Raw genomic sequence first — 10186 nt, 5'->3', positions numbered from 1 at the left:
GTCCGGACCGGGTCGCCCCCACGCACGTACGCCGCCTCCCCGCTTGCGCAACCTCCCTGCGGGTACCCGGAGTTCACTTTTCAGCGAACCTCCGAAGGAGTCCGACGTGAACGAGCGGCAGGCACCCACGGGCAACGGTCTCGGTGATCTGGAACCGGGCACCCGGCAGCGCGCGCAATTGCGCACCCGCCTCGCCGACGTCGCGTGGACGGCGTTGTGCGTCGTACTCGCGCTGTGGGCCGTGTGGAGCGCCGTGGACCTCGCGCGGGGCGCGACGGCGTGGGCGTACTGCGCCGTGGCCTGGGTGCTGCTCGCCGTGGCGCTGGCACTGCGGGTGGCGGCGGTACGGCGCAGGGCCTCGTTGTGACGGCCCCTGACTCACCGGCCTGGTGACGGGCCCGGACTCACGGGCCGGCGGGCAGCGCGGAGAGTACGGCCCGGTGGACGGCCCGGGCCAGCCGGGCTCCCCACTCGGAGCGCGGGCCTGCGAACGAGTGGACCTCGGCACCGTCCCGCGGGGCGCGGGCGGAAACGCACACGGCGTCCGTGGGGGTGCCGGAGCAGTCGAGGCCCGCCTCCAGCAGCGCCTGGACCTTGGCCTCGGTCACCGTCATCACGGCGTTGACCAGGGCGGCGTCGCTCAGTGCGACCGGCAGCGCGGCGACGATGTTGATCGTCCCCGGTGCGGTGGCCCCGGTGGCGCCCTCCTCGGGTGAGGCCGCCCAGCCGCGTACCGAGATGCCCGCGGTCACCACGGCTTCCACGCCGCCGTCCCGCGCGCGGGCGGCGGCGGACACGTCGGCGGCCGTCATCAGACCCACCCCCGGCCCCCGGGCGCCCGCCGCACGAGCCAGGTCCGCCAGGTGCCGCGCCGGGTCGGTGCGCCGGTAGCCGTGGGCGACCTGGGCGTTGAGCACCCACGCGCGCTCGGCGATCCCGCCGCCCAGCACCGCGCTGCTGGCCATCCGCCAGCCCGGCCCGGGACGCCACAGCAGGGCGTGCAGCCGTTCGCCGTCCTCCGTCCGGGTCAGTCGCTCCGGGTCCAGCAGGCGGGGCCCGGTACGGGGCGGGGGCAGGAGGGCGGGCACCGGTCGGGGCTCCTTGCGGCGGTTCGGGGAACGGGGACGAGCGGACGGACGTCGGGGGCGGGGTCGGTGACGGACCGGACGATCGTACTCAGTGCCGTGTTCACGGGACGGGCCGCCCGGCCCGGCAGCGGGGCCCGGCCGCCCGGCGCCGGGCCGCGGGGCGCGTTGCGGACCCGGTGCCGGGCGCCTTCACTGAACACAACCTCGCCACCAGGCGTCGGATCGGAGGCCGCAATGCTGTCCCACACCCTGGAGCATGGGGTCCTGGTCATCACCGTGGACCAGGACCCGGGAATCGACGGGCGGGCCACGCTGACCACACACATCACCCACCTGGTCGACGCCCATCAGCCGACCCCCGTCGTCATCGTCCTCACCGAGCGGGCCGCCGGCCCCGCCGCGGTCAGTGCCGTGCTCCGGGCCCACCAGTGGTGCGCCCGGCTCGGCGTCCTGATGTGCGTCGTCGCCCACAGCGCGCCCGTGAGGCGGCTGCTGGAGGACAACGCCGACACCTCCGGGCCGCGGCTGGTCGTGCACGCCCGCGTGGACACCGCCGTCACCACCGCGTTCACCGCGGCGGTCCAACACCCCGTGCGTGATGTGCACGTCTCCCCGGCGCCTGCGTCCGCGTCCGCGTCCGCGTCCGCGTCCGGGGAGCGTGTGTGACCGCCTCCCGCTACTCCTGTCCGAGCCAGAGGTCGGGGCCGAAGACCTCGTAGTGGATGGCCTGAGCGGGCACACCGCGGCGCAGCAGGTCGCCGCGGACGGCCCGCATGAAGGGCACCGGGCCGCAGAGGTAGGCCGTGAGCCCCGGAGGCAGTTCGAGACCGGTGATGTCGGCGAGGCCGGCCGATGCCCGCGGCGCCCGGTCGCCGGGCTCCTCGTACCACAGGTGGAGCCGGGCGTCGGGCAGCGCGCGTATCAGGTCGAGCTGTTCCTGCCGGTGGGCGTGGTCGGCGGGGGTGCGGTCGGCGTGGACGACGGTCACCGGGCGGGTGGCGCCCGCGGCGGCCAGGTGGTCGAGCATGGCCAGCATGGGGGTGACACCGATTCCGGCGGAGGCCAGCAGCAGCGGGCCGTCGCCCTCGGCCAGTGCCAGGTCGCCGAACGGGGCGGACACGGCGAGCACGTCGCCCTCGCGGGTGTGCTCGTGGAGCCAGGACGAGACCTCGCCCTCCGGCTGCCCGTCACCCTGGACACGCTTGACGGTGATGCGCCGGTCGGACCGGCCGGGCGCGGCGGACAGGCTGTACTGGCGGATCTGCCGGGAACCGTCGGGCAGTTCGGACCGCACGCTGACGTACTGGCCGGGACGGAAGGGCTCGGCAGGACGGTCGTCGGCCGGCCGCAGTACGAGGGAGACCGCGTCGGGGCTCTCCTCGCGCCGCTCGACGACCTCCATACGGCGCCAGACCTCTCCCTCGTGGACCCCCGCCTCCTGGTAGAGGCGGGACTCGATGGCCACGAGCGCGTTGGCCATCAGCCAGTACACCTCGTCCCAGGCCGCGGCGACCTCGGAGGTGACGGCGTCGCCGAGCACCTCCGCGATCGCGGCGAACAGATGGCGGTGGACGATCTTGTACTGGTCGGAAGTGACGCCGAGGGAGGCGTGCTTGTGCGCGATCCTGGAGAGCATCACGTCCGGACGGGCGTCGGGGCGCTCCAGCAACATGCCGGCGAACGCGGCGATGGAGCCCGCCAGGGCCCGCTGCTGCTCCCCGTTGGCCTGGTTCCCCCGATTGAACAGGTCCCGCAGCAGCTCGGGGTGGGCGTCGAAGAGCTTCCGGTAGAACAGCGTGGTGATGTCACCGATGGCCGCTCCCACTACCGGAAGGGTGGCCCGGACCACGGGGACTGACTGTTCGGAGAGCACAGCGACTCCTTAATTGGTAGATGATATTCGTCTTTTCGGTCGCGGACCGGCGCCGGCCCGTCGGCCGCGGCTCGGCGCCGGTCCGGCCCGGGCGTCCGGCGGACCGCCCCTCATCCGGAGGGGCGGTCCGTCAGGCCGATCAGGACCGGGCCGGTCGGCGAGGCCACCAGGTCGGTCACGGTCAGCGGGTCGAGCGAGACGTAGAACGCCTCCTGCGCGTCCCGGAGCGCACCCCGGAGCCGGCAGGCCCCTCGCAGCGGGCACGGCGTGTCCCCCTCGCAGGCGACCACCTCACCGTCGCCCTCGAGTTCGCGCACCAGCCGGCCCACCGAGGCGTGCCGCCCCCGGTCGGTCAGCGTCAGGCCCCCACCGCGACCGCGCCGCGCCTCCACAATGCCGAGGTGCCGCAGACGTGTGATGGCCTTCGCCGCGTGCGTGTACGGCACACCGACGACCTCGGCCACCTCACGGGTGGTCGGCGGGTCGTCACCGTCTCTCACGACCGCCAGGCGCATGACGGAACGCAGCGCCAGGTCGGTGAACTTCGTCAGCCGCACGACCGGGACGCTATCAAATACGCATAATAGATTCGTGTTTACTTACGACGACGGCCCTGTGGAGTGCGTCACTGGACGCCCCACCGGACGCCCCACGACGGACGGTGGTGCCCGATGACAGCCGAAGACAGCGGCTCCCCCTCTCCGGCGGCCACACCTCCCCTCCCCCGGATCCTGTGCGACACGGGGGAGCTCCTGTCCCCCGGCGGGGACGTGGCGGCCGGCGCCCTGTGGAAGCTCGCGGAACCGGGGCGGCAGCTCGACGCCAACGTGGTCCGCGTCCCCGCGGCGGGGCGGGTCGACACGCATACCGAACCCGACCTCGACGTCCTGCTGCTCGTCCTCGACGGTGCGGCCGCCCTCCTGTGCACCGACGGCGAGCGACCTCTGCGCGCGGGCGTCCTGACCTGGCTGCCGCACGGTTCGACCCGTGGCGTCGTCGCCGGCCCGGACGGGGTGACGTACCTGACCGTGCACCGGCGGCGTCCCGGTATGCGGATCCAGCCGCCGGGCGCCGCCGACCGGCTCCGGCCGGACGTCGGCGGCGCCTGACGCCACGGTCAGCCGGCCGGTGCGGGCAGGCTCAGGCGTCCGTCGCGCACCTCGGTGACACGGTCGGCCGCGGCCAGATGGGCGTGGTCGTGGGTGACCAGCACCGTGGCGGTGCCCCGCTCCCGGGTGAGGCGGGTGATCAGGTCGATGACGGCGGCGCCCCGCTCGTGGTCGAGGGCGCTGGTGGGTTCGTCGACGAGCAGCACGCCGGGGTCGTTCATCAGGGCGCGGGCGATGTTGACGCGCTGGCGCTGGCCTCCGGAGAGCTGGTGGGGCCGGCGGCCGGCCCGGTCCGCCATGCCGACCGCGTCGAGGAGCTCCAGCGCCCGGCCGCGGGCGGCGCGCGGCCCGCGGCCGTCGATGTGGGCCATCACCTGGAGCTGCTCGGCCGCGGTCAGCGCCGGCAGCAGGTTGGGCTGCTGGAAGACGATGCCGATCCGCTGCCGGCGCAGGTCTGCCAGCTCCCCTCGGCTCATCCCCGTGGTGTCCGTGCCGTCGACGGTGACGGTGCCCGTGTCGGGCGTGATGAGGGTGGCCGCCACGGCCAGCAGGCTGGACTTGCCCGAGCCGGAGGGGCCGATGACGGCGGTCAGGCCGCCCCTCGGGACGTCCAGTCCGACACGGTCGAGGGCGGTCAGGCGGCCGTCGCCGTCGGGGTAGGTGAGGGTGATGTCGGTCAGGCGCAGGCTCATCGGGCGCTCCCCAGGGCGGTCAGCGGGTCTACGGAGGTGATGCGGCGGACGGCGAGCCCTGCCCCGAGCCCGCCGAGGAGGACCATCACGGCGGCCGGGACGAGGACCGTGGCGGGCGTGAGGACGAAGGGGACGGCCGAGCCGGAGACCGCGGCGCCGATCGCCGCGGCGGCGGCGGTGCCGACGAGGGTGCCGCCGGCCAGCAGGACGACGGCCTGGCCGAGGGCGTCGCGCAGCAGGGCGGCGGTGGTGGCGCCCAGGGCCTTCAGCACGGCGATGTCGCCGCCGCGCTGGATCGTCCACACGGTGAAGAAGGCGCCGATGACCAGGGCGGAGATGGCGAACAGGAAGCCGCGCATCAGTTGCAGCGAGCCGTTCTCGGACGTGTAGGAGCCGATCGCGGAGAGCGACTCGTCCTTCGTCACGGTCTCGGTCCCCGCCGTCCGGTCCGTCGCCGCGGTGTCGGCCCCGGAGGCGGTGTCCAGGGCGATCACCGTCGCGGCGGCTGTGCCGGTGCCCGGGGCGGGCGGGGGGACGGCCTGCCAGGTGCGCAGACTCGTCCACACCACGGGGGTGTGGCTGAAGGAGTCGTCGCGGTCGGTGGCGGCGACGGTCAGCCGCCGGCCGGCGAGGGTGACGGTGTCGCCCTCGCGCACGCCGAGTTCCCCGGCCGCGGCGGGCGGCATCAGCACCGTACGGTCGTCGACGCGGTCGCCGCCCGGCGCCAGGTGGGACCCGGGCTCGACGCCGAAGACGGACACGCCGGTGCTCCGGTCGTCCGCGGTGGCCCTGGTGGTCGTGATGCCCAGCGGCTCGGCGCGGTGGACGCCGGGTGCCTTCGCCCACTGGCGCCACTGGTCCTCGGTGACGGTGGAGTTCGCGTACGACAGGTCCTGACCGTCACTCGGCGCGGCGAAGGCGATCCGGTCGGCGGGCAGCGACGTGACGGCGGAGATGTTCTCGCGGGCCAGGCCGGCGGTCAGGCCGGACAGCAGCCCGACCAGCAGGGTGATCAGTACGACGACGCTGCCCATCAGGGCGAACCGCCCCTTGGCGAACGTCAGGTCTCTCAAGGCGACAAACACGTCTTCGCCCGGCCTTTCGACAACGGTGGGAGTCGGGGTGCGCGGCCGACGGAATCGGCGACGTGTCCCACCGTCGCCGCTGGGGGGCCTCGCGGGCATCGCTCGTGGGCGGGGACTTCGCGGGCCCAAGGGCGCGGCCGGGCTTGCACCTTTCGGCAGATGCCCGGCCCCGGCACGGTCCGTAGGCTGGGACGATCGTGAACGCGCTGACTCCCACCACCCGGGCCACGACCTGGAGCCTGCACCTGCTCGTAGCCGGCCTGCTCGCCCTGGCGGCGGTGCGGGCGGTGACGGACCACCGGCCGCACGCACCCGCCGTGATCGCCGTGGCGGTGGTGGTGGGCGCGGTGTACGCCGTCGGTCCGGTGGTGCCCGCCGTCCGGGCCTCCCGCCGTGCGGCCGTGTTGTGGCTGGGCGCGGTCGGCGCGGTGTGGCTCGTGCTGCTGGCCCTGTCCGCCGAGGGGGTGTGGCTGGCGTTCCCGCTGTACTTCGTCCAGCTCCATCTGCTGTCCCGCCGCGCCGGGCCGGTGGCGGTGACGGTCACGGCGGCCGCCGCGATCGCCGCGTTCTCCGCCCACCGGGGCACGTTCACCGCGGCCACCGCGATCGGCCCGGCGCTCGGGGCCGCGGTCGCCGTGGCGGTGGTGTGGGGCTACCAGGCGCTGTACCGCGAGAGCGAGCAGCGGCGCCGGCTCATCGAGGAGCTCACCGTCACCCGGGCCGACCTGGCCGACGCCCAGCGGGCCGCGGGGGTGCTGGAGGAACGCCAGCGGCTGGCCCGGGAGATCCACGACACCCTCGCCCAGGGCCTGTCCAGCATCCAGTTGCTGCTGCGTGCCGCCGAGCGGGCCCTGCCCGACCGGCCTGGGCCCGCGACCACCTATGTGGGCCAGGCCCGCCAGGCCGCGGTGGACAACCTCGCCGAGGCCCGCCGGTTCGTCGTCGCCCTCTCGCCACCGGCCCTGGACGACACCACCCTCGCCGACGCCCTGGACCGGCTGTGCGCCACCACCACCGAACGGCACCGCCTCGACGTCCGCTTCCGCCTCGCCGGCCGGCCCCGCCCTCTGTCCACCGCGCAGGAGGTCGCCCTGCTGCGCGTCGCCCAGTCCGCGCTGGCCAACACGGTCGGGCACGCCCGTGCCGACGGCGCGGAGGTGACTCTGAGTTACCTCGAGGACGCCGTCGCCCTCGGCATCACCGACGACGGGGTGGGCTTCGATCCCGCCGCCGTGTCCGGGCCCGGGGCGGCGGGCGGTGGCTTCGGACTGGCCGCCATGCGGGCCCGTATGCACGCCCTGGACGGCACACTCACCGTCGAGTCCGTTCCCGGGCGCGGCACGGCGCTGGCCGCGTGGCTCCCGCTCACCCCCGCGTCCGCCCCCGACGACCCCGACCGTCCCCACAACCCCCACGATCCCGAGGCGCAGCCGTGACCGAGACCACCCCACCGCCGATCCGTCTGCTGCTCGCCGACGACCACCCCGTCGTCCGTGCGGGGCTGCGCGCGGTACTGGAGACCGAGGAGGGCGTCACGGTGGCCGCCGAGGCCGCGACCGCCGAGGAGGCCGTCGAGCGGGCGGGGCGGGGAGACATCGACGTCGTCCTGATGGACCTGCAGTTCGGCCGGGGTATGAACGGCGCGCAGGCCACGGCCGCGATCACCGCGCGACCGGGGGCGCCGCGCGTCCTGATCGTCACGACGTACGACACCGACGCGGACACGCTGCCCGCCATCGAGGCCGGTGCCACCGGTTACCTGCTCAAGGACGCGCCGCCCGAGGACCTCACCGCCGCCGTACGCACCGCGGCGGCGGGGCGGACCGCGCTCGCGCCCACGGTCGCGGACCGGCTGATGACCCGCCTGCGTGAACCGCACACCTCGCTGACCCGCCGGGAGACCGAGGTCCTCACCCTGGTCGCCGAGGGTCTGTCCAACCAGCACATCGCCGAGCGGCTCCACCTGACCGAGGGCACGGTCAAGTCCCACCTCGCCCGCGTCTACACCAAGCTGGACGGGGACTCCCGCACCGCCGCGGTCGCCACCGCCACCGCCCTCGGTCTCATCCGGCGCTGAACCGCGCCGCCGGACGGCGGCGGTTTCCGGATCCCTGTTGCGTACGGCCGTCTCCGGGGCACCCCTCCAGGGAACGAGGAGGAGACGGTATGGAGGACTGGCGTGGGTTCGCACAGCAGATGGCCTCGTTGGCACGCGATCTGCTGGCCCAGGAGTCGGTGAACGACACGCTCGAACGGATCACCACGTCCGCCACGGAACTGGTGGACGACTGCGACGCCGCCGGCATCCTGATCCTGCGAGGCAGGCACGTGCAGTCACTCGCGCCCACCGACCAGGTGGTCATCGACAGTGACGAGCTCCAGGGACGCGTGGAGGAGGGACCCTGCTTCGACGCCGCTCGTACCTCCGAGGGGCAGCGGCACTTCCGCATCGCCGACTTCACCGACGAGGCACGGCGCTGGCCCAAGTACGTGCCGGAGGCCCGCAAGCTGAACCTGGGCAGCATGATGGGCTTCCTGCTGTTCACCGAGGAGGAGGACCTGGGGGCGCTGAACATGTACTCCTACCGGCCCGGCGCGTTCACCGAGGCCGACGAGACGGCCGGCTGGCTGCTGGCCTCCCACGCCGCGGTCGCCTTCTCCAGCGCCCGTACGCACGCCCAGTTGCAGGAGGCCATCGGCACCCGGCACACCATCGGTGAGGCCATGGGCATCCTCATGGGCAGGCACCGCCTCACCGAGGACCAGGCCTTCGCCGCGCTGCGCCGGTACTCGCAGGACCGCAACCTGAAACTCCGGGACGTCGCCCGCCGGGTCTGCGAGCAGGGAGGGCTGCCCTGACCGCCACGGGCCTCGTCCCGGCCCGGCTCCGGCGGGGCGACTGGCGTACCGCCGCCCGGCCACGGGCACACGACAGCGATGACCTTGGCTGACTTCCTCTTCACCGTGCTCGGGGCGGGCGCGCTCGCGGCGGCCGTGCTCCCCCGCCTGGTCGCCGGGCGGCCCCTGTCCATGCCGCTCGTCTTCCTGGCCTGCGGGGCCGTGTTGCAACTGCTGCCCACGCCACTGCCCAAGATCGACCCGGTGCGCGACCGGGTGTGGGTGGAGCACCTCACCGAGATCTGCCTCATCGTCTCCCTGATGGGGGCCGGGCTCGCCCTCAACCGTCCCTTCGGCCTTCGCCGCTGGCGTGCGCCGTGGCGGCTGATCGGCATCACCATGCCGCTGACCATCGCGGCCACGGGGCTGCTCGCCTGGTGGCTGCTGGACTGGCCGCCGGCCGCCGCGCTGCTGCTCGCGGCCGTGCTCGCGCCCACCGACCCGGTACTCGCCTCCGAGGTGCGCGTGGGCGAGCCCACCGACTCCGAGCACGACGAGGACGAGGTGCGTTTCGCGCTCACCGGCGAGGCCGGCCTCAACGACGGTCTCGCCTTCCCCGTCGTCATGGCGGCGATCGCGCTGACCGCCGCGGCGGGCACGGGCCTGTCCGGCGGCTGGGTGGGGCACTGGCTGCTGGTCGACGTGCTGTACGGGTGCGTGGTCGGAGTGCTGGCGGGCCTCGTCGTCGGCAAACTGCTCGGCTGGCTCTTCTTCCGCGCCGGCCGGCAGGCGGTGCGGCTGTCCGAGCACCGGGAGGGGTTCGTCGCCCTGGCCGCCACGTTCCTCTCCTACGGCGTCACCGAACTCGCCCACGGCTACGGCTTCCTCGCCGTCTTCGTGACGGCCTGCCGCGTCCGTGCCGCCGAACGCGACCACGGCTACCACACCGTGCTCCACGACTTCGTCGAGCAGGTCGAACGGCTGCTGACCGCCGGGCTCCTCTTCCTGCTGGGCGTCTGTGTCGCGCAGGGCGCCCTGGCCGACCTGACCTGGCGGGGCGCGGCCGTCGGTCTGCTCGTGCTGCTCGTCGTCCGGCCGCTGACCGGCTGGGTCGCGCAGTTCGGTACGGCCGCCGGTCCCCGGGAGCGTCTCGTGACCGCGTTCTTCGGCATCCGCGGCATCGGCTCGCTGTTCTACCTCGCCCACGCGCTCGGCACGGAGGGCTTCCACGTCCCGGCCGGGGAGTTGTGGGCCGTGGTGGCCTTCACCGTCCTCGCCTCCGTCGTCCTGCACGGGGTGACCGCCTCCCCCGTGATCTCCCGGCTCGACCGGCTGCGGCTGCTCCGGGCCCGCGGCCGCCCGCGGACGGGGCGGACGCCGAACGAGGACGAGGTGGCCAACGAGCGTCTGTGACGCGCTGCCGCACCGGACTCACGGACAACCCGCTGCGCGTGTGTGTGGACGAACAGCCTTGGAACGACTGACTATTGAGCGAAACCCT

Annotated in this window: 11 protein-coding genes and 1 pseudogene; 7 read left to right on the top strand and 5 right to left on the bottom strand. The window is 74.2% G+C overall.

The features are described from left to right. The first annotated feature begins 106 nt into the window (after nucleotides 1-106). Nucleotides 107-367: a hypothetical protein gene (locus QC283_RS35560; RefSeq protein ID WP_279565911.1), complete on the top strand. Its 261-nt coding sequence runs from the start codon at nucleotides 107-109 to the stop codon at nucleotides 365-367. 37 nt (nucleotides 368-404) lie between these two features. Here QC283_RS35560 and QC283_RS35555 read toward each other — a convergent pair whose 3' ends face one another. Further along, nucleotides 405-1088 (bottom strand): adenosylcobinamide amidohydrolase, encoded by a 684-nt coding sequence (locus tag QC283_RS35555; protein ID WP_279565910.1) that lies wholly within the window; start codon nucleotides 1086-1088, stop codon nucleotides 405-407. A gap of 234 nt (nucleotides 1089-1322) precedes the next feature. On the opposite strand from QC283_RS35555, the pseudogene QC283_RS35550 reads away from it, so the two are divergent. After that, nucleotides 1323-1667: pseudogene (locus tag QC283_RS35550) on the top strand (hypothetical protein); the annotation flags it as partial. A 97-nt stretch (nucleotides 1668-1764) separates the two neighbouring features. Here QC283_RS35550 and QC283_RS35545 read toward each other — a convergent pair. Both QC283_RS35545 and nsrR read right to left on the bottom strand, forming a co-directional pair. After that, a complete protein-coding gene (locus QC283_RS35545) occupies nucleotides 1765-2961 on the bottom strand; it encodes a globin domain-containing protein (protein WP_279565908.1) in 1197 nt (398 codons plus the stop codon). 110 nt (nucleotides 2962-3071) lie between these two features. Beyond that, on the bottom strand, nucleotides 3072-3518 hold the full coding sequence (gene nsrR / locus QC283_RS35540; protein WP_279565907.1) for a nitric oxide-sensing transcriptional repressor NsrR: 447 nt from the start codon (nucleotides 3516-3518) through the stop codon (nucleotides 3072-3074). Between the two features lie 114 nt (nucleotides 3519-3632). Here nsrR and QC283_RS35535 point away from each other — a divergent pair, with 114 nt between their 5' ends. Further along, complete coding sequence (locus tag QC283_RS35535; protein WP_279565906.1) at nucleotides 3633-4070, top strand: hypothetical protein; 438 nt, start codon at nucleotides 3633-3635, stop codon at nucleotides 4068-4070. An 8-nt stretch (nucleotides 4071-4078) separates the two neighbouring features. On the opposite strand, the gene QC283_RS35530 is transcribed toward QC283_RS35535, so the two are convergent. Beyond that, the gene (locus QC283_RS35530) at nucleotides 4079-4762 is read right to left on the bottom strand and encodes an ABC transporter ATP-binding protein (RefSeq protein ID WP_279565905.1); all 684 of its coding nucleotides are present in this window, start codon (nucleotides 4760-4762) and stop codon (nucleotides 4079-4081) included. Next, entirely contained in the window at nucleotides 4759-5847 is a 1089-nt protein-coding gene (locus QC283_RS35525) for an ABC transporter permease (RefSeq protein WP_279565904.1), read from the bottom strand. Before QC283_RS35525 ends, QC283_RS35530 begins: the two co-directional genes overlap by 4 nt. 197 nt (nucleotides 5848-6044) lie before the next feature. Between QC283_RS35525 and QC283_RS35520 the strand changes: the two genes are divergently transcribed. The 4 genes from QC283_RS35520 to QC283_RS35505 all read left to right on the top strand — a co-directional run bounded on the left by QC283_RS35520 (nucleotide 6045) and on the right by QC283_RS35505 (nucleotide 10098). Beyond that, a complete protein-coding gene (locus tag QC283_RS35520; protein WP_279565903.1) occupies nucleotides 6045-7283 on the top strand; it encodes a sensor histidine kinase in 1239 nt (412 codons plus the stop codon). Next, nucleotides 7280-7924: a response regulator transcription factor gene (locus QC283_RS35515; RefSeq protein WP_279565902.1), complete on the top strand. Its 645-nt coding sequence runs from the start codon at nucleotides 7280-7282 to the stop codon at nucleotides 7922-7924. The genes QC283_RS35520 and QC283_RS35515 overlap by 4 nt, the downstream gene beginning before the upstream one ends. A gap of 89 nt (nucleotides 7925-8013) precedes the next feature. Then, complete coding sequence (locus QC283_RS35510; RefSeq protein ID WP_279565901.1) at nucleotides 8014-8706, top strand: GAF and ANTAR domain-containing protein; 693 nt, start codon at nucleotides 8014-8016, stop codon at nucleotides 8704-8706. A gap of 78 nt (nucleotides 8707-8784) precedes the next feature. Continuing rightward, nucleotides 8785-10098, top strand: coding sequence for a cation:proton antiporter (locus QC283_RS35505; protein ID WP_279565900.1), 1314 nt, complete (start codon nucleotides 8785-8787; stop codon nucleotides 10096-10098). Nucleotides 10099-10186 lie beyond the last annotated feature (88 nt).

Origin of the sequence: Streptomyces sp. DH41 (genome assembly GCF_029813785.1) — a bacterium.
Lineage (GTDB): Bacteria > Actinomycetota > Actinomycetes > Streptomycetales > Streptomycetaceae > Streptomyces.
This window is presented reverse-complemented; position numbering and strand designations above follow the sequence as displayed.

Excerpts from the sequence above, each read along its gene's own strand:
- QC283_RS35510 (WP_279565901.1), top strand. The coding sequence starts at position 8,014 with ATGGAGGACTGGCGTGGGTTCGCACAGCAGATGGCCTCGTTGGCACGC.
- QC283_RS35535 (WP_279565906.1), top strand. The coding sequence starts at position 3,633 with ATGACAGCCGAAGACAGCGGCTCCCCCTCTCCGGCGGCCACACCTCCC.
- QC283_RS35505 (WP_279565900.1), top strand. The coding sequence starts at position 8,785 with ATGACCTTGGCTGACTTCCTCTTCACCGTGCTCGGGGCGGGCGCGCTC.
- QC283_RS35530 (WP_279565905.1), bottom strand. The coding sequence starts at position 4,762 with ATGAGCCTGCGCCTGACCGACATCACCCTCACCTACCCCGACGGCGAC.